Genomic DNA, 18,578 nt, shown 5'->3' on the forward strand with positions numbered 1-18,578 from the left:
CCTCGCACTGTATTCGAATGACCGAACAAGTCGAGCGATTCCCTCGAACACCGCACTTCGACACGATGGTGCCGACCCGCCACGCGCAGGCCGCGGCCGGCCACCCCGGGCTCCCTGCCGGGCCGGGACGCGCCCGTCTCCGGGCCGGCCGGCCGTGCCGCCGGCGGCCCGCCGGGCAGGGGAGCCCGGCAGGCCGTCACCGGTACCGGGTGGGGAGGTCAGTCCAGGACCGGCAGCAGCTCCGGCAGGTGGCCGTCCGAGGCCAGGGCCGCGGCCAGCCGCTCGGCGGGCACCTCGCCGTAGGTGGTGGTGCGCTGCCGGTGCGGGCGCCCCGCCGCCTCGGCGATCGCCCGCAGGTCCCGGACCGACTTGTAACTGCCGTACGCCGACCCGGCCATCCGCGAGATGGTCTCCTCCATCAGCGTGCCGCCCAGGTCGTTGGCGCCCGAGCGGAGCATCTCGGCCGCGCCCTCGGCCCCCAGCTTCACCCAGCTGGTCTGGATGTTGGGGATGTGCGGGTGCAGGAGCAGCCGCGCCATCGCGACCACCGCCCGGTTGTCCCGCGCGGTCGGCCCGGGCCTGGCGATGCCGGCCAGGTAGACCGGGGCGTTGGTGTGGATGAACGGCAGCGTCACGAACTCGGTGAACCCGCCGGTGCGCTGCTGGATCTCCGCCAGCAGCCGCAGGTGGCCCAGCCAGTGGCCCGGGTTGTCCACGTGGCCGTACATCATCGTGGACGAGGAGCGGATGCCCAGCTCGTGCGCGGTGGTGACGACCTCCACCCAGGTCGCGGCGGGCAGCTTGCCCTTGGTCAGCACCCAGCGGACGTCGTCGTCCAGGATCTCGGCTGCCGTGCCCGGGATGCTGTCCAGCCCCGCCGCCTTCGCCTCCTGGAGCCAGTCGCGGATCGAGAGGCCGGTCCGGGTCGCGCCGTTGACCACCTCCATCGGCGAGAAGGCGTGCACGTGGATGCCGGGCACCCGCTCCTTCACCGCGCGCGCGATGTCGAAGTAGGCCGTCCCGGGCAGGTCGGGGTGGATGCCGCCCTGCATGCAGACCTCGGTGGCGCCGACCTCCCAGGCCTGCGCGGCCCGGTCGGCCACCTGCTCCAGGGAGAGGGTGTAGGCGTCCGCGTCGGTGCGGCGCTGGGCGAAGGCGCAGAACCGGCAGCCGGTGTAGCAGACGTTGGTGAAGTTGATGTTCCGGGTGACGCAGTAGGTGACGTCCTCGCCTACCGCGGCGCGGCGCACGTCGTCGGCGATCCGGCAGAGCGCGTCCAGGGCCGGGCCGTCCGCGTGGAACAGCGCCAGCGCCTGGTCGTCCGTCAGCCGGGCGGGGTCGTCGGCGGCCGTCGCCAGCGCCCCGCGCAGATCGCCGGCGAGGCGCTCCGGGGCGCCCTTGGCGAGCACCTGCTCGCGCAGCACCTGCCAGTCCCCGTACACGTCCTCGAAGTCGGCCCGGCGGTCACCGGTGCGGCCCTCGGTGTCGATGGTGGCGTGCAGGTCCGTCCGCCCGTACGAGGCGGGCAGGTCCTCCGGCTCCTGCCAGGGGAGGCCCTGGACCACGGCGTCCGGGCGGGCCAGGCCGGTCTCCGGGTCGGACAGCGCCCGGACGTGCGGCAGCACCCGCGGATCCAGCCACGGCTCGCCGTGCCGGACGTACTCGGGATAGACGGCGAGCCGCTCGCGCAGCTCGAAGCCGGCCGCCGCCGAACGCTCCGCCAGCCGGTCGATCTGCGGCCAGGGGCGCTCGGGGTTCACGTGGTCGGGCGTCAGCGGCGAGACGCCGCCCCAGTCGTCGATCCCCGCGCCGATGAGCCGCTCGTACTCGCCGTCCACCAGGTTCGGCGGCGCCTGGAGGCAGGCCGCCGGGCCCATGATGTGCCGGGCCACCGCGACGGTGGCGACCAGCTCGTCCAGCTCGGCGTCGGGCATGCCGCGCATCGCCGTGTCCGGCTTGGCGCGGAAGTTCTGCAGGATCAGCTCCTGGATGCCGTGGTAGGCGCGGGAGACCCGGCGCAGCGCGAAGAGCGACTCCGCGCGCTCCTCGTACGTCTCGCCGATGCCGATCAGCAGCCCGCTGGTGAACGGCACCGAGCTGCGTCCGGCGTCCTCCAGGACCCGGAGCCGGACGGCCGGCTCCTTGTCCGGCGAGCCGTAGTGCGGGCCGCCGGGCTCGCTCCAGAGCCGGGTCGCGGTGGTCTCCAGCATCATGCCCATGGAGGCCGAGACCGGCTTGAGCCGCTGGAAGTCCGTCCAGCTCAGCACCCCGGGATTGAGGTGCGGCAGCAGGCCGGTCTCCTCCAGGATGCGGATGGACATCGCCCTGACGTAGGCGATGGTGTCGTCGTAGCCGTGCGCGTCCAGCCACTCGCGGGCCTCGGGCCAGCGGTCCTCGGGCTTGTCCCCGAGGGTGATCAGCGCTTCCTTGCACCCCAGTTCGGCCCCGCGCCGGGCCACCTCCAGCACCTCGTCGGGCGACATGAACATCCCGTGGCTGCGCCCGGGGAGCTCCCGCGCCGTGCCCTGCGCGGCTCGGCGCAGCTTGCCGGGGACGGTGGCGAAGGTGCAGTAGTGGCACTTGTCGCGGCAGAGCCGGGTGAGCGGGATGAACACGCTCTTTGAGTAGGTGATGACGCCGGGCCGGCCCGCCGTCGCGAGGCCCGCGTCGCGCACCCGGGCCGCACTCGCGCAGAGGTCCGTCAGGTCCGCGCCTCTGGCCCGGAGCAGCACCGCAGCCTCTGCCGCGTCCAGCGCGACACCGTCCCGGGCACGGCGCAGGGCGCGCCGCATCGCGTTCGCAGTCGGGGTGAAGGTTGCGTCCATGGCGCGACCCTACGCCAGTTCCGGTACCTCCGGAGGAGGTGACCCTGAGGGCCTGTCAGGGTCGTCTGCGCCGGGAGACCGACCCCGATCTGGCCCTGCAGAGCGATGACTCGGACGCCCCGGGGCCGTGTAATGGAGCGGACAGGCAGTCGGTCACGGTTACGGAGGGGTTGGACGCTATGACGGACGACACGACGACTGAACGACACCCGGGGGGCGGCGTGCCCTACCGCTCGGGCCGGCGCACCGCGGTGCGGGTGGCGGTGCCGCTAGCGGTGGCGGGCACGATCGCCGCGGGCATCGGGCTGGTGCCCGCGCTGGCGGACGACGCCCCGCCGAACCTGCCCGCGCTGACGGCGGAGCAGGTGGTGGCGAAGGCGCTCGGCTCGCAGGCCCAGACGCTCTCGGGGACGGTCTCGGTCTCCGCGGACCTCGGGGTGCCCAGCCAGCTGTTCTCGGCCGCGGGCGGCGGACTCGGCTCCGGCGGCGCCGGCCAGGGCTCCTCGGCCGCGCCGGAGGCCAAGCTGGCCGGCCTGCTCGGCGGGGACCACACCCTGCGGGTCGCGGTGGACGGTCCGGACCGCCAGCGCGTCGGCCTGATCGAGAACCTCTCCGAGTACGAGCTGGTGCACAACGGCGACCAGGTCTGGGCCTGGGACAGCTCCACCAACGAGGCCGTGCACCTGAGGGCCCCGCAGGGCGCCCGGCCCGAGGGCCACCGGGGCGGGGCGCCGCTCACCGGGGTGCCGACCACGCCGGCCGAGGCGGCCAAGGAGTTCCTCGCGGCGGGCGCGGGCACCACCGCCGTCACCGTCGACGGCACGGCGAACGTCGCCGGGCAGAAGGCGTACCAGCTCAGCGTGAAGCCCACCCAGTCCGGCTCCACCATCGGCGAGGTGCGGATCGCGGTGGCCGCCGACAACGGCGTGCCGCTCGCGGTGGTGGTCAAGGGGACGGACGGCTCCGCCGTGCTGGACGTCCACTTCAAGGACGTCTCCTTCGCCAGGCCGGCCGCCAAGTCCTTCGAGTTCTCGGCCCCCAAGGGCGCCAAGGTGACGGAGCAGCGGGCGGAGGCCGGCGGCGAGGGCCGGCAGGCGCCCGGCGGCGCGCCGGAGCAGGCGGGCGCCGACGGCCTGAACCTCGTCGGCGAGGGCTGGACGACGGTGCTGAGCACCCGGCTGCCCGGCGGCGACGCCGCCCCGGCACCGGCGGAGTCCGGCAAGCAGGGCCGGCACGGGGGCGAGGGCCGGGCGCCGGGCCAGAGCGTGCAGGGCCTGGTCAAGTCGCTCGGCAAGCCCGTCCAGGGCGGCAGCCTGATCAGCACCAAGGTGCTGAACGTGCTGGTCACGGATGACGGCCGGGTGTTCGCCGGTGCGGTGACGCTGCCGGTGCTGCAGAGTGCGGCCGGGGTGAAGTAATGACCCGGGCTCCTGTGACGGGGGACGTTACGGAGCCGGCCGGGGGCCGGGGCGCCGAGGTGCGCCCGGCCCCCGTGGCCGTACCCGCCGTCGCCCCGCCCACTGCTCCCGCCACCGGCGACGGCCGGTCCGGGTCAGCCGCTCCCTCCGGGTCAGCCGATCCGTCCGGGTCCGCCGATCCGTCCTGGTCCCCGTCCGACGCCGTGATCAGCACCCGGGGGCTGACCAAGCGCTTCCGGGGCGGGCAGCTCGCCGTGGACGGGCTGGACCTGACCGTCCCCCGCGGTTCGGTCTTCGGCTTCCTCGGGCCCAACGGCTCCGGCAAGACCACCACCATCCGCATGCTGATGGGCCTGATCGCGCCCACCTCGGGGGTGGCCACCGTGCTCGGCGCGTCGATGCCGCAGTCCGTCACCGCGGTGCTGCCGCGGGTCGGCGCGCTGATCGAGGGCCCGGCGCTGTACGGCTTCCTCTCCGGCCGGGACAACCTGGCCCGGTTCGACGCGGCCGATCCGACCGCCGACCCGCGCACCCGCCGGCAGCGGGTCACCGAAGCGCTGGACCGGGTGGGGCTGACCGCCGCGGCCGGAAAGAAGGCGCGGGCGTACTCGCTCGGCATGAAGCAGCGGCTCGGCCTGGCCTCGGCCCTGCTCCAGCCGCGCGAGCTGCTGGTACTGGACGAGCCGACCAACGGCCTCGACCCGCAGGGCATGCGGGAGATCCGGGCGCTGATCCGGGAGGTCGCGGCCGAGGGAACGACGGTCTTCCTCTCCTCCCACCTGCTGGACGAGATCGAGCAGGTCTGCACGCACGCCGCGGTGATGTCGCGCGGCCGGCTGCTGGTGCAGGGCACCGTGGCCGAGCTGGCCGCCCGGGCCCAGGGGCGGCTGGTGGTCCGCACCCCCGACGTGGCGCTGGCCGCCGGGGTGCTGGCGGCGCACCGGGTCCGCGACGTGCTGCCGGGCGAGGACCGGGTCGAGGGGGCGCCGGACGCGCTCGCCGAGGACGGCCTGCCGGAGCTCTGCGCCGCGCTGGTCGCGGCCGGGGTGCGGGTGCGGGGCTTCGGAGTGGAGCGCGGCACGTTGGAGGACGCCTTCGTGGCGCTGACCGGGGAGGGCTTCGATGTCGCGGGCTGAGGCTCCGGCCGTACCGGAGACGGTGGGGACAGCGGGGACAGCGGGTGCGGTGGGTGCGCCGGGCGCGGTGGGTGCGCCGGGCCCGGTGGGTGCGCCGGGCCTGCCGGGTGTTCCCCGGGTGACCGGGCGCCGGGCGCAGACGACGGCCGGGTTCCTGGCGCTGTTCCGCAGCGAGTTGCTGCTGACCTTCCGCCGGATGCGGACGATCGTGCTGCTGGGGATCCTCGCGGTGCTGCCGGTCCTGATCGGTGTGGTGGTCAGGATCGAGACCGACGGGTCGCAGGGCGGCGGGGGCCCGGCCTTCATCGCGCAGGTGACGCAGAACGGCCTCTTCCTGGTCTTCACCTCGCTCGCGGTGGCCCTGCCGATCTTCCTGCCGATGACGGTCGGGGTGGTCGCCGGCGACTCGGTGGCCGGCGAGGCGGCCGGCGGCACCCTGCGCTACCTGCTGGTCGCGCCGGCCGGGCGGACCAGGCTGCTGGCCGCCAAGTTCACGGCCGGTCTGGCGTTCTGCCTGGCGGCGACGGCGACGGTCGCACTGGCGGCGCTCGCCACCGGCGCCGCGCTGTTCCCGCTCGGGGAGGTCACGCTGATCTCCGGGGAGACCATCGGCCTCGGCCCGGCGCTGCTGCGGGCGGTGCTGGTAGCGCTGGTCGTGGCCGCCTCGCTGTCCGGACTGGTCGCGATCGGGCTCCTCATCTCGACGCTCACCGGCAGCGGCATCGCGGCGATGGCCGCCACCGTCAGCCTGGTGATCACCGTCCAGATCCTCGACAGCTTCCCCCAGCTGCACGCGATCCAGCCGTTCCTCTTCACCCACCACTGGCTGAGCTTCGGGGACCTGCTGCGCGAACCGATGTACTGGGACGGCGTGCTGGAGAACCTCGGGCTGCAGGCCGCGTACGTCGCCGTCTTCGGCTCGGCCGCGTGGTCGCGCTTCACCAGCCGGGACATCACCGCGTAGCGGGCCGGCGGGGGCCGGGGCCGCCCCGCCGGCCGGCCCTGCGCGCGCCCCCGTCAGCGGGTGGGCGCCGGGGCCGCGTCGAGGGGCGGGGTGGGTGCGGTGGCCGGGTCGGCCGGGGCGTCGGCCGGGCCCAGGGCGTCGGCCGGGACGGCGTCGGCCGGGACGGCGGCGGCCGACCGGGCCAGGACGGCGGCCCGCTCCGCCCGATCGGTCCGCACCCGGCGCAGCGCGTCCCAGGTCAGCAGCGCCAGCGCGGCCCAGACCAGCGAGAAGCCGGCCCAGCGGGCGGGCGGCATGGACTCGTGGAACACCGTGACACCGATCAGGAACTGGAACAACGGCGCCAGGTACTGCAGCAGCCCGAGCACGGTGAGCGGCACCCGGACCGCCGCCGCGCCGAAGCAGAGCAGCGGGATCGCGGTGATCACCCCGCTGAGCATCAGCAGCCCGGAGTGCCCCCAGCCGAACGACCCCGCCACGGTGTGCCCGAAGGTGCCGCGGCCGACGAGCCCCAGGTAGACCAGGTACCCGAGGGCGAACGGGAACATGAAGGCGCTCTCGGCGGCCAGGCTCTCCAGCCCGCTCAGCCCGACCGTCTTCTTGAGCAGCCCGTACGTCCCGAAGGAGAAGGCCAGGGTCAGCGCGATCCAGGGCAGCCGTCCGTAGCCGACGGTCAGCACCGCCACCGCGAGGGCGCCGATGCCGACGGCCGCCCACTGCGCGGGCCGCAGCCGCTCCTTGAGCACCACCACGCCGAAGGCGATGGTGACCAGCGGGTTGATGAAGTAGCCGAGGCTGGTCTCGACGACGTGCCCGGCGTTGACCCCCCAGATGTAGACGCCCCAGTTGACCGAGATCACGGCGGCGGCCCCGCCCAGCATGGCGAGCCGGCGGGGCTGGCGCAGCAGCGGGCGTATCCAGCCCCAGTGCCGCTGGGCGAGCAGCAGTACGACGACGGCGACCAGTGACCAGACCATCCGGTTGGCGAGGATGTCGTCGGCGGCGGCCGGCTCCAGCAGCGGCCAGAACAACGGGAAGAGCCCCCACATCCCGTACGCCGCCAGGCCGTACCAAAGGCCCCGGCCGGCCTCCTGCTGGGTTGTCTCCGCCATCGACGGCCTGCCCTCCGCGCGCACCAATGTCGTGCCGACGGTAGCGGGCGCGGGGGCCGGCTGTCATCTCCGTATTCGCATTTTGCTCATGACATGAGACGCCGCCCGACCGACCTGCGGTTTCGCGGTCGACCCGGGCGGCGCCCCGTACGTCAGGCGCCCAGCGCCGTGCGCACGCTCTCCGCCAGCGGGACGGTCGGACGGCCGATCAGCCGGGCCAGGTCACCCGGGGTGCCGGCCAGTTCGCCGCGCGCGATACCGGCGTCCACGTCCACCAGGACGTCGGCGAAACCCTCCGGCAGGCCGGCGCCGACCAGGACCGCGCGGTGCTCGGCCGGGGTCACCTCGCGGTGCTCGACGGGTCGGCCCGAGACCCGCGCCAGCTCGGCGGCCAGCTCCGGCAGGCTCCACGCGACGTCACCGCTGAGCTCGTACACGGTGTCCGCGTGACCGCCCTCGTGCCCCGCGCCGAGCAGCACCGCGACCGCCGCGGCGGCGTAGTCCGCACGCGGGGCGGTGGCCACCCGGCCCTGCCCGGCGCTGCCGATCACCACGCCGCGCGCCACCGTGCCGGCGGCGTCGCCCAGGTAGTTCTCGGTGTACCAGCCGTTGCGGAGGAACGAGAAGGGCAGCCCCGACTCCCGGATCGCCGCCTCGGTGGCCTTGTGCTCGTCCGCCAGTCGGAAGGTGGCCACACCGGGCGCACTGGTGTACGCGAGCAGCGCGACGCCGGCGGCGCGCGCCGCCTCGATCACGGCGGTGTGCTGCGGGATGCGGCGGCCGACCTCGCTGCCCGAGATGAACAGCACCCGGTCGCCGGCCGCGAAGGAGCCCGCCAGGCTCTCCGGACGGTCACGCCGCGGGCGGCGAGGTCGGCGGCCTTCTCGGCGGAGCGGACGACCACCGCCACCTCGCCGGCGGGGACCTCGGCCAGCAGGCCCTCGACGACCAGCCGGCCGAGCTGTCCGGTGGCACCGGTGACGACGTACATGTTGCTGCTCCCTGGGTCGGGTCAGGTCGGTTCGGTTCGGGCCGTTGCCCGTTGAACTCGCGGTCGGACGGCCGATTCATCTCGGCCTCGACACTCACCCTAGGATGGGCACTTACTTCTCGAAAGTACGCACTTCAAAGTAGGGTACTGACATGCAGGTAATGACATGCAGGTAATGACCCAGGGCGCCGCCCCTGCTGCCCCCGCCGCTTCCGACGCCGCCGCCCCCTCCACGGCCCGGCCGGCCGTCCCGCTCGGCGAGCTGCCGCCGCCGGACGTCTACGACCGCATGTGCCCCTCCCGCGGCGTGCTGGAGCACGTCACCAGCCGGTGGGGCGTCCTGGTGCTGGCGGCGCTGGACGAACGCGGCTACCGGTTCAGCGAGCTGCGCCGGCGGGTGTCCGGGGTGAGCGAGAAGATGCTCGCGCAGACCCTGCAGACCCTGGAGCGCGACGGCTTCGTCCTCCGCGAGGCCCATCCGGTGATCCCGCCACGGGTGGACTACAGCCTCACCCCGCTCGGCCGGGAGGCCGCCCACCTGGTGGCGGCCCTCGCCCGCTGGTCCGAGCAGCGCGTCCCCGTCGTCCAGGAAGCCCGCGCCGGGTACGACGCCCGCCCGCGCTGAGGCGGGGCGGGCTCGGGGGGTCGGGAGGGCGGGGCCGGCGCGTTTTATGTCGGTCGGTCTACATATGTCGGTCGGTCTACAGAGACGGGCCTCAAGGGGTGTTTCTGTAGACCGGTCTAGCGATTCCGGGCCCGCGAAGCTGGCGAATATGCAGACCGGTCTACCTAAGGTGTCCAGAATCAACCGACCGGTCTACGGATTCGCGGCCCCGCCGGGTGGCTACCGCTCCGCGATCAGCGCCGCGAACCCGTCCAGCACTCGGGCCAGGCCGAAGGCGTACGCGTGGTCCGCGCTGTACGCGCCGGTGTGCACCTCGCCGGCGGCCGCACCGACACGGGCGGCGACCGGGTACCGCTCGGCGTCGAAGACCCGGGCCAGCAGGTCCGCGTTGGCCGCCCACCACTGCTCGTCGGTCATCGCACTGTCCTGCTGCGCGGCGCGGTCGTCGGCACCCATCCGGGCACAGGTCTGGACGAAACCCAGCAGGTGGGTGAGCGCGGCGTCCAGCTCCACGTCCGGCAGCCCGGTGCCCTCCAGGGCGCACAACTCGTACTCGTACTTGGCCATCAGCCCCGGCCCCAGCGGCGGACGGCTGGTCGAGATGCTCGCCACCCAGGGGTGGGCGCGGTAGAGCGCGCGGTTGTCGTCCGCGACCGCGGCCACCCTGGCCCGCCAGCCACCGTCGGAGGGGGCGCTGCGCGGCATGGTCGCGTAGACGGTGTCCAGCATCAGGTCGAGCAGCTCGGCCTTGCCGGGCACGTACGTGTAGAGCGCCATCGGGGAGACGCCCAGCTCCTGCGCCACCCGCCGCATCGTCACCGCGTCCACGCCGTCGGCGTCGGCCAGCGCGATCGCCACGGCCGCGATCTCCGCGGGCGACTTCGTCGGCCGGGGACCACGACGGCCCGGCTTCTCCTCGGTCGACACGCCCCAGAGCAGTGCCAGCGTCCGCGCCGGGTCCCCCGCACTGCTGCGTTCACTCGCCATGGGGGAATCCTTTCACGCGCCCGCCCGGACAGGGCCTGCCGGGCGTACCGCCGGAGCGCACCGGGAGGAGAACAGCGGCACGTCCGGACTGCGGGGCCGGGCGGGCCCCCGGCGGGCACCGTCGGGCAAGCCCTAGGGTCGACCCATGACCGACCGCGCCCCCGAGCCACTCCCCGGCACCGACTCGGCAGAGGTCGTCCGCTCCCGAGTCACCTGCCGCCGCTGCCACCGCCCGCTGCACGACCCGGAATCCCGCATCCTGCGGCTGGGCCCGGAGTGCCGGGACCCGACCGAACGGGTCGCCCGCCACGAGGTCGACCAGGACCCGTTGCCCGGGTTCGGCCCGTCCCGGTGACCGACCGCATCGGCCGGAACCGCAACACCCGGCTCCATCTCCACCCCGCAGGGTTCCGGCTCCGCCTCCTGAGGTGACGCAGGGCCGCTAACGCGCGGAGCAGGAAGTCGGACCGGCCGACTTCCCACTCCCCCCCCCGAGGCCGGCCGAGGGCACCGGCCCCAGCCGGAGCACACCACGATCGAGCCGCCCCAGTCACCACAACCCGAGGCGACGCAGGAGCATTGAGTCGCGGAGCAGGAAGTCGGACCGGCCGACTTCCCACTCCGACCCGGGGCCTTCCGGGCCGGCCGTCACCAGCTCGGTGCGCTCCCGTCGCACGTGGCGCCCGGGCAGCCGGCGGCGTAGAGCTGGGTCACGCCGATCGCCAGCAGGTACCGGTGGTTCGCGTAGGCCTTCGCCTGAAGTGCCTCGGCGTCCACGCGCCGCCAGTCCTGGTACACGACCCGCTCGGACTCATCGTCCGTGTAGGGCTTCGCGTCCGGCCCGCGCAGGGTTGACGAGTCGTCCCAACTGCCCCTGATCCTGGGCAGACCCTTGCCGTCCGTGACCGCGACGGTCAGGGTGACGGAGTTCTGCCCGGCGCCGCGCGTGTGGTCGACGGCGACCGAGTTCGGCCGGGCCAGCGCCTCGGCCGTCTGCTCGGCCGAGGCGTCGCCACCCGGGCTGTGCTGGTAGTGCAGCTCCCGCACCAAGTCCCTGCCGCCGCTGCGCGGCTCCCAGCCGACGCCGGCCAGCGCCCGGTCCAGCTCGGCCAGCCGGGGCTCGATCTCACCGTCGAACGCGGCGTACAGCACCGTCGTCCGCCGGCACATCACCCCCGACCACACCGGCTTGCTGCCGAAGCTGCCGGAGGCGGCCCGGGCCTCGCACAGGTCGGCGACCGAGCTGTCCAGCGCCTCCGCCCAGGGCGCGGCCGCCCGGACCAGCCCGGTCTGCTCGTCGGCGAACGCCACCGCCCGGTCGTGGGCCGCACGCGTGTCGGCGGCCCGGGCGAGCGCGCTCGCGTCCGGCGCGGGGGGCACGGTGGTGAGGTCGTGCAGTTGCCAGAGGACGACCGCGACGAGGATCACCGCCCCGGCCACGACCACGCCCGACAACGTCAGCAAGACCCGCCGTACCCCGGCCCAGGCCGATCCGCCCCCCGTACTCATGGCCACCACCGTAGCCAGGCGCGTGGGCGGGGCGTCCGGTCGAGACGCCTCCGAGACGCCTCCGCAACGGGCCCGACACCCGCCGCGTCCCTCCGTCAGGGCCGGTTCAGCGCCTTGCGGTTCGGCAGCCGGGCGGCCGGGCGCAAGGGGCGCTTCTGTACCGGCTCGTCGACAACTCCGACGCGGTCACGTCACATCCGGGCCGAATCGCGCCGAAGCCATGGCCCCCGACCCCCCGGCCCCGCTATCAAGATCTCAGCAGGGCCGCCGCCTGACGGCCCGGAACACGGGGGAACCTCCTATGAACGGCATCCACACCCGCAAGCGCATGTGGACGCTCGTCGGTCTCGCGGCGGTCGGCGCCCTGACCCTCACCGCCTGCAACGACGACCCGGCGGCCGACACGGCGAGCAGCACTCCGCCACCGGCCGCCGCGCCGACGACCCCGGCCGCCACCGCGAGCACGCCGGCCGCGGCCAGCCCGTCCGGTGCCGCCACCGGCACACCCACCACCGCGCCCACCACCGCACCCGCAGCCGCACCCGCCACCGGCGGCGGTACCGACGCCGCCCCCGGGCAGACCTTCAAGATCGGCCAGCCCGCCCAGGTGCAGTTCACCTCCGGCAGCACCAAGGGCGTCATCGCCCTGTCGGTCACCACGATCGAGGCCGGCGACCCGGCGGACCTGGCCGCGCTCAAGCTCGGCGACAAGGCCAAGGGGCTCGTCCCGTACTACGTGCGGTACTCGATCACCAACACCGGCACCACGGACCTGGCCTACACCAGCGTGGACCACGTCAAGGGCCTCCTGCCGGACGGCAGCGAGGCACAGGAACTGATGATCATCGGCGGCTTCGCCAAGTGCGCGAACCCCTCGCTGCCGAAGGGCTTCACCAACGGCCAGACCGCCCAGGGCTGCGCCGTCGCCCTCGCCCCGGCTGCCACCAAGGTCTCGGGCGCCGAATACTGGGGCGCGCCCTACAGCCTGGGCAAGGGCGCCATCTTCTGGAAGTAGTGGTGCGAGGTGCGGTCGCCGGGCCGGTCCCACCGGCCCGGTGCCCGCACCCACCGCTCCGACCCCACCGACTTCACCAACCCCGCCAGCCGCGGCCGCACGCCGACCCCCCGAGGTACCGTCCCCTCATGAACGAGCCCCACCGCCCGACGCCCCGCCAGGACCCCGCGGCCCCGCGTGCCGTCCGCTCCGTTCGGGCCCGGTACGCCCGGAACTACCCGCTGCGGGTCGCCGTACTGTTCGCGGGGGTCGCCCGTGACGGGCTCCTCGCCGCCTTCAAGGCCTTCGCCAAGTCGTCCCGCCGCTCCGACCCGGGCGCCTCCGACTCCTGAAGCCCCGCCGCGCCCCGCCCCGCCGCACCCCCACCCCCCGGCCCCGGCCCACTCGGGGTCAGCCCTCGGCCGGCACTCCGGCGGGCAGCAGGCCGCGCTCCCCGAAGACCTTCTTGGCGACGAACGTCGCGTTGAGGGCGCGGGGCATCCCGCAGTAGACGGCCGAGTGCAGCAGCGCCTCGACGATCTCCTCCCGACCGAGCCCGACGTTGAGGGCCGCGTTGATGTGCACCTCCAGCTGGGGCTCGCAGCCGCCGAGCGCGGTGAGCATGCCGAGGGTCACCAGCTGCCGGTCGCGCGGCGCCAGGCCCGGGCGGTCGTAGATGTCACCGAAGGCCCAGGCGACGACCTGGTGGCCGAGCTCCGGCGAGACGTCCGCCAGCGCCTCGATGACCTTCTGGCCGCTCTCGCCGTCGATCCGGGCCAGGACGCCCATGCCGTGGTCGAAGCGCTCCTGCCGGACAGCCGCGCTGGCGGCGGCAATGGTGGAGGCGGTGGCGATGGCGTTCGTCATGGGTGATCCGTTTCTGCCGTCGGGACGGCCGCAATCAGGGACGGGTGATCGGGCTTCCGGCCCCGGGAGGAGTCCTCCCCGGCCGACATGACGACGGTATGAGTTGGAGTTCACTCCAACACAAGCCCCGATCCCGCGCACTCCCCGCCCACTCCCCCTCGCAGACCCCTGGCGCAATTCTCCGTACTATGTATAGTGTACTGCGTACGGGATAATCGCCGACGAAAGGGCACTCCTCCATGCAGATCACCGGCGCCGCCGTCTCACTCACCGTCGCGGACGTCACCGCCTCCGCCGCCTTCCTGCAGCAGCACTTCGGGTTCGCCGAGCAGATGGCGGCCGACGGGTTCGCCTCGCTCGGGCGCCCGGACTCCGGGATGAACGTCGTCTACCTGCGCCGCGGCCTCGACGTGCTGCCCGAGGGCTTCCGGGACCAGCACGCCGCCGGGCTGATCCTGGCGTTCACCGTGGCGGACGTGGCGGCCGAGGAGGCCCGCCTGCGGGCCGCCGGCGTGGAGATCACCATGCCGCTGCGCGACGAGCCGTGGGGCGAGCGGCTGTTCCAGGTCACCGACCCGAACGGGGTGGTCATCCAGCTGGTCGAGTGGGTCCAGCAGTAGGAGTCCGGCGACAGGAACCGGACGTCCGCGACGACACCCCGGCCGACGGCCGGGCGACGGACGCCGGGTCGCCCTGGAGCCCGATCCAGTAGCGGCGAACGGCACCGAACTTGGTGTCCTGGACGCTTTCGAGAACACCTCCCCGGCCCTCGATGGTCCGGACCGAGGCGATGTTGTCCACCGCGCAGGCGACCAGGACGCGGTCCAGGCCGACCGTGCGGGCTTCGTCGAGCATCCGGCCCAACGCCCACGCCGCCAGTCCGCGGCGGCGGGCGGAGGGCCGGATGCCGTAGCCGATGTGGCCGAAGTACGGGACGAAGCCGTGCACTCCGTACCGCAGGACGATGCCGCCCAGGACCCGGCCGTCCTCCACGATCCAGCGGTAGCGGAAGGCCAGTGCCCCGGCCTCGGCCGGGTGCGACGGCGCCTCCTCGGCGGCCAGCCGGGAGATCCAGGCGGCGAAGCCGGCCGGGGAGTCGACCTCGTCGCCCGGCGTGAGCCCGAAGCCGTCCTCATGGCTCCCCGGGCCCCATTCCTTGTGCGCCTCAAGCCAGTTGGCGTGCAGACGGGTGGTCGGTGCGATCAGTTCGGCCATACCCGGACGATACCCAGCCGCACCGGACCACGGACCGGCCGACCTCCCCCCGACCGGCCTCCCCCCGACCCACCGGGCGCTCACGAACCCGGGTGCTCACGGGCGGCGGACGCTCACACCGCCGAGCAGGCCCCAGGCCCCCACGTGCACGGTCGGACCGCCGAGTTCGGTACGGCCGTCGTCGCGGACGCCGCCGAGGCGCAGACCGCTGACCACCACGCGCACGTTCGGGCGGACCTTCAGCTTCACCCCGCCGATCAGGCTCAGCTTGGTGATCCGGAGCTCGGCGCCGTCGGGGATCTCCACATCCGTCAGGTCGATGTCCGCACCGCCGATCAGCGAGGCGGTCACGGTGCGGCGGTGGACCTCCCGGCCCGCGAGCCGGGTGCCGCCGATGATGCTCACGTGGACGTCGGTCCGGGTGTCAACGAGCTTCGTGTTCGTCATGGCAAGAACGGTAGGACCGGGCGGCCGTCGGCCCGTAGTGCCCGGGGGCAGCTCTTCGGGATGACACCTGTCATATCGACCCGGCGGTGGCCCCCGGCGGGAGGGATCGCTCCCGCCGGGGCGCCGTCGTCCGCCCGGCGGCGGTCAGTCGACCGTCCAGGTGTCGCTGCCGGCCAGCAGACCGGCCAGGTCGCCGGTGCCGCGCTGCGCCACGGCGGTGGTCAGCTGGGCGGCCATCAGCTCGTCGTAGACCGGCCGGCGGACGCTGCGCAGGACACCGATCGGGGTGTGGTGCAGGGTGTCGGCGTCGGCGATCCGGGAGAGCGCGAACGCCGCCGCGGAGCCTGCGGCGTGGGCGTCGTGGACCACCACCGAGGCCTCGTTGTCGGCCGTGACGGTGTCGACGTACAGCTCGCCGTCGGCGTCCCGGAAGACGCCCTGCGCCCCGTCGGCGCCGAAGCGGATCGGCTGGCCGTGCTCCAGGCGGATCAGGGCCTCGTCCCGGGTGCCGGACTCCTTCAGGATCTCGAAGGCGCCGTCGTTGAAGATGTTGCAGTTCTGGTAGATCTCCACCAGCGCGGTGCCCTCGTGCTCCGCCGCCGCCCGCAGCACGGACTGGAGGTGCTGGCGGTCGGAGTCGATGGTCCGGGCGACGAAGGTGGCCTCCGCGCCGATGGCCAGCGAGAGCGGGTTGAAGGGCGCGTCCAGTGAGCCCATCGGCGTGGACTTGGTGATCTTGCCGACCTCGCTGGTCGGCGAGTACTGGCCCTTGGTGAGGCCGTAGATCCGGTTGTTGAACAGCAGGATCTTCAGATTGACGTTCCGCCGTAGCGCGTGGATCAGATGGTTGCCGCCGATCGAGAGGGCGTCGCCGTCACCCGTCACCACCCAGACGCTCAGGTCCTGCCGAGAGGAGGCCAGCCCGGTGGCGATGGCCGGTGCGCGCCCGTGGATCGAGTGCACGCCATAGGTATTCATGTAGTACGGGAAACGGGAGGAGCACCCGATGCCGGAGACGAAGACGGTGTTCTCCCGCTTGATCCCCAGCTCCGGCATGAAGGCCTGCACCGCCGCCAGGATCGCGTAGTCCCCGCAGCCGGGACACCAGCGGACCTCCTGGTCGGTCTTGAACTCCTTGGCGGTCTGGGGCCCTTCGGCCTTCGGCACCAGCTTCAAGGAGGGGAACTTCTCGCTCATCGGTTGTCCTCCTCGTTCGCCGAAGCAGCACCCGAAGCAGCACCCGAGGCAGCCCCCGAAGCAGCCCCCGCCTCGTCCAGGCTGCCGATCGCCGCCCACAGCACGTCCGCCAACTGGGCCGCCTTGAACGGCAGTCCACGCACCTGGTTGTAGGACTGCGCGTCCACCAGGTACTTGGCCCGCAGCAGCAGCGCCAGCTGCCCGAGGTTCATCTCGGGAACGATGACCTTGTCGTAACCCTTCAGCACCGCACCGAGATTGGCCGGAAACGGATTGAGGTTGCGCAGGTGCGCCTGGGCGACCTGCCCCCCGTCGGCCCGGACCCGGCGGACGGCGGCGGTGATCGGCCCGTACGTCGACCCCCAGCCGAGGACCAGGACCCGTGCCTCGCCGCCGGGGTCGTCGACCTCCAGCGCCGGCACCGCGATGCCGTCCACCTTCGCCTGGCGGGTGCGGACCATGAAGTCGTGGTTGGCGGGGTCGTAGGAGATGTTCCCCGTGCCGTCCTGCTTCTCGATCCCGCCGATCCGGTGCTCCAGGCCCGGCGTGCCGGGCACCGCCCAGGGGCGGGCCAGCGTCTGCGGGTCGCGCTGGTAGGGCCAGAACGCGCCGTCCTCGCGGTTCGGGCCGGTCGCGAAGTCCGGGGTGATCTCGGGCAGTTCGCCGACCTCGGGGATCCGCCAGGGTTCGGACCCGTTGGCCAGGTAGCCGTCCGACAGCAGGAACACCGGGGTGCGGTAGGTGACGGCGATCCGGGCCGCCTCCAGGGCCGCGTCGAAGCACTCGGCCGGGGTCGCCGGGGCGACGATCGGCACCGGCGCCTCGCCGTTGCGGCCGAACATCGCCTGCAGCAGGTCCGCCTGCTCGGTCTTGGTCGGCAGGCCGGTGGACGGACCGCCGCGCTGGATGTCGACCACCAGCAGGGGCAGTTCGAGCGAGACGGCCAGGCCGATGGTCTCGCTCTTCAGGGCCACGCCCGGGCCGGAGGTGGTGGTCACGCCCAGCGCGCCGCCGAACGAGGCACCGAGCGCCGCGCCGATGCCGGCGATCTCGTCCTCCGCCTGGAAGGTCCGTACGTCGAAGTTCTTGTGTCTGCTCAGCTCGTGCAGGATGTCCGAGGCCGGGGTGATCGGGTACGAGCCGAGGTAGAGCGGCAGCCCGGAGCGCTCGGAGGCGGCGATCAGTCCGTACGACAGGGCGAGGTTGCCGGAGATGTTGCGGTAGCGGCCCGGTGGCAGCTTGGCCGGCGGCACCTCGTACGAGACGGCGAAGGACTCCGTGGTCTCCCCGAAGTTCCAGCCCGCCCGGAAGGCGCTGATGTTGGCCTCGGCGATCAGCGGCTTCTTGGCGAACTTGGTACGCAGGAAGGACTCGGTGCCGTGGGTGGGCCGGTGGTACATCCAGGAGAGCAGGCCCAGCGCGAACATGTTCTTGGCGCGCTCGGCGTCCTTGCGGGTCAGCCCGCTGTCCTTGAGCGCCTCCAGGGTCAGCGTGGTCAGCGGCACCTTGTGCAGGTGGTAGGCCTCCAGCGAGCCGTCCCCCAGCGGGTCGGCCGGGTAGCCGACCTTGGCCAGGGCGCGCTTGGTGAACTCGTCGGTGTTGACGATGATCTCCGCGCCGCGCGGCAGGTCCGGCACGTTGGCCTTCAGGGCGGCCGGGTTCATCGCCACCAGGACGTTGGGCGCGTCCCCCGGGGTCAGGATGTCGTGGTCGGCGAAGTGGAGCTGGAAGGACGAGACCCCCGGGAGCGTGCCGGCGGGGGCCCGGATCTCGGCCGGGAAGTTGGGCAGGGTGGAGAGGTCGTTGCCGAAGGACGCCGTCTCCGAGGTGAAGCGGTCACCGGTGAGCTGCATGCCGTCGCCGGAGTCCCCGGCGAAGCGGATGATCACCCGGTCCAATCTGCGGATCGGCTTGGCTCGCCTGGGCTGCGGACCGGCCGGCACGGCGGGGCCGGAGCGGCCCTCACCGGGCCCGGAACGGCCCTCGTCGCCGTCCGGACCGTCCACCGCTTCTGACTGATCGACCTGACTGGTCACTGCCGCGGACCTCCTCGTGGGCACCAGCCGCGGGCGTGAGCCGTGTGCCCCGTCCGCCTGGTGCACCTCTCGCATCCTATGCGGGTAAGGATTGCCTTGGACGGAACTACCCGATGCGGCGGGAAATCACCGCCGGATGTCACGGAAACACGGTAGGTGACCGGCCGGACACCGGCGGGAACGCCCCTGCTCGGGCGCCCGGACGGGCTCCGCGCGCCCCGCCCCCGCGTGTCGCGGACAGGGACGCCAACGCGG

Annotated in this window: 16 protein-coding genes and 2 pseudogenes; 8 read left to right on the forward strand and 10 right to left on the reverse strand. The window is 73.5% G+C overall.

Features of this window, described 5'->3' with window-relative positions; all coding sequences use genetic code 11:
• Nucleotides 1-218: 218 nt before the first annotated feature.
• Nucleotides 219-2,825: a bifunctional FO biosynthesis protein CofGH gene (locus tag ACFWA9_RS01025; RefSeq protein WP_380382176.1), complete on the reverse strand. Its 2,607-nt coding sequence runs from the start codon at nt 2,823-2,825 to the stop codon at nt 219-221.
• 179 nt (nt 2,826-3,004) lie between these two features.
• On the opposite strand from ACFWA9_RS01025, the gene ACFWA9_RS01030 reads away from it, so the two are divergent.
• The 3 genes from ACFWA9_RS01030 to ACFWA9_RS01040 are packed head-to-tail and all read left to right on the forward strand — an operon-like array spanning nt 3,005 to nt 6,343.
• The gene (locus ACFWA9_RS01030) at nt 3,005-4,243 is read left to right on the forward strand and encodes an outer membrane lipoprotein carrier protein LolA (RefSeq protein ID WP_380382178.1); all 1,239 of its coding nucleotides are present in this window, start codon (nt 3,005-3,007) and stop codon (nt 4,241-4,243) included.
• Nucleotides 4,243-5,379: an ABC transporter ATP-binding protein gene (locus tag ACFWA9_RS01035; RefSeq protein WP_380382180.1), complete on the forward strand. Its 1,137-nt coding sequence runs from the start codon at nt 4,243-4,245 to the stop codon at nt 5,377-5,379. Before ACFWA9_RS01030 ends, ACFWA9_RS01035 begins: the two co-directional genes overlap by 1 nt.
• A complete protein-coding gene (locus tag ACFWA9_RS01040; protein ID WP_380382182.1) occupies nt 5,366-6,343 on the forward strand; it encodes an ABC transporter permease subunit in 978 nt (325 codons plus the stop codon). The genes ACFWA9_RS01035 and ACFWA9_RS01040 overlap by 14 nt, the downstream gene beginning before the upstream one ends.
• A gap of 53 nt (nt 6,344-6,396) precedes the next feature.
• Here the strand turns inward: ACFWA9_RS01040 and rarD are convergent, their stop codons facing one another.
• The gene (gene rarD / locus ACFWA9_RS01045; RefSeq protein WP_380382184.1) at nt 6,397-7,455 is read right to left on the reverse strand and encodes an EamA family transporter RarD; all 1,059 of its coding nucleotides are present in this window, start codon (nt 7,453-7,455) and stop codon (nt 6,397-6,399) included.
• Between the two features lie 152 nt (nt 7,456-7,607).
• A pseudogene (locus ACFWA9_RS01050) lies at nt 7,608-8,446 on the reverse strand (NAD(P)H-binding protein).
• A gap of 289 nt (nt 8,447-8,735) precedes the next feature.
• On the opposite strand from ACFWA9_RS01050, the gene ACFWA9_RS01055 reads away from it, so the two are divergent.
• Nucleotides 8,736-9,071 carry a helix-turn-helix domain-containing protein gene (locus ACFWA9_RS01055; RefSeq protein WP_352290672.1) on the forward strand — a complete coding sequence of 112 codons (336 nt, stop codon included), beginning with the start codon at nt 8,736-8,738 and terminating at the stop codon, nt 9,069-9,071.
• Nucleotides 9,072-9,290: 219 nt separating this feature from the next.
• Here ACFWA9_RS01055 and ACFWA9_RS01060 read toward each other — a convergent pair whose 3' ends face one another.
• Entirely contained in the window at nt 9,291-10,058 is a 768-nt protein-coding gene (locus ACFWA9_RS01060; protein ID WP_380382185.1) for a TetR/AcrR family transcriptional regulator, read from the reverse strand.
• A 145-nt stretch (nt 10,059-10,203) separates the two neighbouring features.
• Between ACFWA9_RS01060 and ACFWA9_RS01065 the strand changes: the two genes are divergently transcribed.
• Entirely contained in the window at nt 10,204-10,413 is a 210-nt protein-coding gene (locus ACFWA9_RS01065; RefSeq protein ID WP_329489256.1) for a DUF6011 domain-containing protein, read from the forward strand.
• Nucleotides 10,414-10,706: 293 nt separating this feature from the next.
• On the opposite strand, the gene ACFWA9_RS01070 is transcribed toward ACFWA9_RS01065, so the two are convergent.
• Nucleotides 10,707-11,567: a hypothetical protein gene (locus ACFWA9_RS01070; RefSeq protein WP_352290610.1), complete on the reverse strand. Its 861-nt coding sequence runs from the start codon at nt 11,565-11,567 to the stop codon at nt 10,707-10,709.
• Nucleotides 11,568-11,868: 301 nt separating this feature from the next.
• Between ACFWA9_RS01070 and ACFWA9_RS01075 the strand changes: the two genes are divergently transcribed.
• Together ACFWA9_RS01075 and ACFWA9_RS01080 are read left to right on the forward strand one after the other, a co-directional pair.
• Nucleotides 11,869-12,582, forward strand: coding sequence for a hypothetical protein (locus ACFWA9_RS01075; protein WP_380382188.1), 714 nt, complete (start codon nt 11,869-11,871; stop codon nt 12,580-12,582).
• A gap of 128 nt (nt 12,583-12,710) precedes the next feature.
• Nucleotides 12,711-12,914 carry a hypothetical protein gene (locus ACFWA9_RS01080; protein WP_380382189.1) on the forward strand — a complete coding sequence of 68 codons (204 nt, stop codon included), beginning with the start codon at nt 12,711-12,713 and terminating at the stop codon, nt 12,912-12,914.
• A 58-nt stretch (nt 12,915-12,972) separates the two neighbouring features.
• Here the strand turns inward: ACFWA9_RS01080 and ACFWA9_RS01085 are convergent, their stop codons facing one another.
• Nucleotides 12,973-13,428 (reverse strand): carboxymuconolactone decarboxylase family protein, encoded by a 456-nt coding sequence (locus ACFWA9_RS01085; protein WP_380382191.1) that lies wholly within the window; start codon nt 13,426-13,428, stop codon nt 12,973-12,975.
• A 239-nt stretch (nt 13,429-13,667) separates the two neighbouring features.
• Here ACFWA9_RS01085 and ACFWA9_RS01090 point away from each other — a divergent pair, with 239 nt between their 5' ends.
• Nucleotides 13,668-14,048 carry a VOC family protein gene (locus ACFWA9_RS01090; RefSeq protein ID WP_380382193.1) on the forward strand — a complete coding sequence of 127 codons (381 nt, stop codon included), beginning with the start codon at nt 13,668-13,670 and terminating at the stop codon, nt 14,046-14,048.
• On the opposite strand, the gene ACFWA9_RS01095 is transcribed toward ACFWA9_RS01090, so the two are convergent.
• The 4 genes and pseudogenes from ACFWA9_RS01095 to ACFWA9_RS01110 all read right to left on the reverse strand — a co-directional run.
• On the reverse strand, nt 14,017-14,643 hold the full coding sequence (locus ACFWA9_RS01095; protein WP_352290602.1) for a GNAT family N-acetyltransferase: 627 nt from the start codon (nt 14,641-14,643) through the stop codon (nt 14,017-14,019). The genes ACFWA9_RS01090 and ACFWA9_RS01095 overlap by 32 nt on opposite strands.
• 96 nt (nt 14,644-14,739) lie before the next feature.
• On the reverse strand, nt 14,740-15,090 hold the full coding sequence (locus tag ACFWA9_RS01100) for a hypothetical protein (RefSeq protein WP_380382195.1): 351 nt from the start codon (nt 15,088-15,090) through the stop codon (nt 14,740-14,742).
• Nucleotides 15,091-15,234: 144 nt separating this feature from the next.
• Nucleotides 15,235-16,287 carry a 2-oxoacid:ferredoxin oxidoreductase subunit beta gene (locus tag ACFWA9_RS01105; RefSeq protein ID WP_329489249.1) on the reverse strand — a complete coding sequence of 351 codons (1,053 nt, stop codon included), beginning with the start codon at nt 16,285-16,287 and terminating at the stop codon, nt 15,235-15,237.
• Between the two features lie 86 nt (nt 16,288-16,373).
• Nucleotides 16,374-18,398: pseudogene (locus ACFWA9_RS01110) on the reverse strand (2-oxoacid:acceptor oxidoreductase subunit alpha); the annotation flags it as partial.
• Nucleotides 18,399-18,578 lie beyond the last annotated feature (180 nt).

This window comes from Kitasatospora sp. NPDC059973 (assembly GCF_042737525.1).
Taxonomy (GTDB): domain Bacteria; phylum Actinomycetota; class Actinomycetes; order Streptomycetales; family Streptomycetaceae; genus Kitasatospora.

Bases quoted from the DNA above. Each gene is read 5' to 3' on its own strand.
- ACFWA9_RS01025 (WP_380382176.1), bottom strand. From the start codon at position 2,825: ATGGACGCAACCTTCACCCCGACTGCGAACGCGATGCGGCGCGCCCTG.
- ACFWA9_RS01030 (WP_380382178.1), top strand. From the start codon at position 3,005: ATGACGGACGACACGACGACTGAACGACACCCGGGGGGCGGCGTGCCC.
- ACFWA9_RS01035 (WP_380382180.1), top strand. From the start codon at position 4,243: ATGACCCGGGCTCCTGTGACGGGGGACGTTACGGAGCCGGCCGGGGGC.
- ACFWA9_RS01040 (WP_380382182.1), top strand. From the start codon at position 5,366: ATGTCGCGGGCTGAGGCTCCGGCCGTACCGGAGACGGTGGGGACAGCG.
- rarD (WP_380382184.1), bottom strand. From the start codon at position 7,455: ATGGCGGAGACAACCCAGCAGGAGGCCGGCCGGGGCCTTTGGTACGGC.
- ACFWA9_RS01055 (WP_352290672.1), top strand. From the start codon at position 8,736: ATGTGCCCCTCCCGCGGCGTGCTGGAGCACGTCACCAGCCGGTGGGGC.
- ACFWA9_RS01060 (WP_380382185.1), bottom strand. From the start codon at position 10,058: ATGGCGAGTGAACGCAGCAGTGCGGGGGACCCGGCGCGGACGCTGGCA.
- ACFWA9_RS01065 (WP_329489256.1), top strand. From the start codon at position 10,204: ATGACCGACCGCGCCCCCGAGCCACTCCCCGGCACCGACTCGGCAGAG.
- ACFWA9_RS01070 (WP_352290610.1), bottom strand. From the start codon at position 11,567: ATGAGTACGGGGGGCGGATCGGCCTGGGCCGGGGTACGGCGGGTCTTG.
- ACFWA9_RS01075 (WP_380382188.1), top strand. From the start codon at position 11,869: ATGAACGGCATCCACACCCGCAAGCGCATGTGGACGCTCGTCGGTCTC.
- ACFWA9_RS01080 (WP_380382189.1), top strand. From the start codon at position 12,711: ATGAACGAGCCCCACCGCCCGACGCCCCGCCAGGACCCCGCGGCCCCG.
- ACFWA9_RS01085 (WP_380382191.1), bottom strand. From the start codon at position 13,428: ATGACGAACGCCATCGCCACCGCCTCCACCATTGCCGCCGCCAGCGCG.
- ACFWA9_RS01090 (WP_380382193.1), top strand. From the start codon at position 13,668: ATGCAGATCACCGGCGCCGCCGTCTCACTCACCGTCGCGGACGTCACC.
- ACFWA9_RS01095 (WP_352290602.1), bottom strand. From the start codon at position 14,643: ATGGCCGAACTGATCGCACCGACCACCCGTCTGCACGCCAACTGGCTT.
- ACFWA9_RS01100 (WP_380382195.1), bottom strand. From the start codon at position 15,090: ATGACGAACACGAAGCTCGTTGACACCCGGACCGACGTCCACGTGAGC.
- ACFWA9_RS01105 (WP_329489249.1), bottom strand. From the start codon at position 16,287: ATGAGCGAGAAGTTCCCCTCCTTGAAGCTGGTGCCGAAGGCCGAAGGG.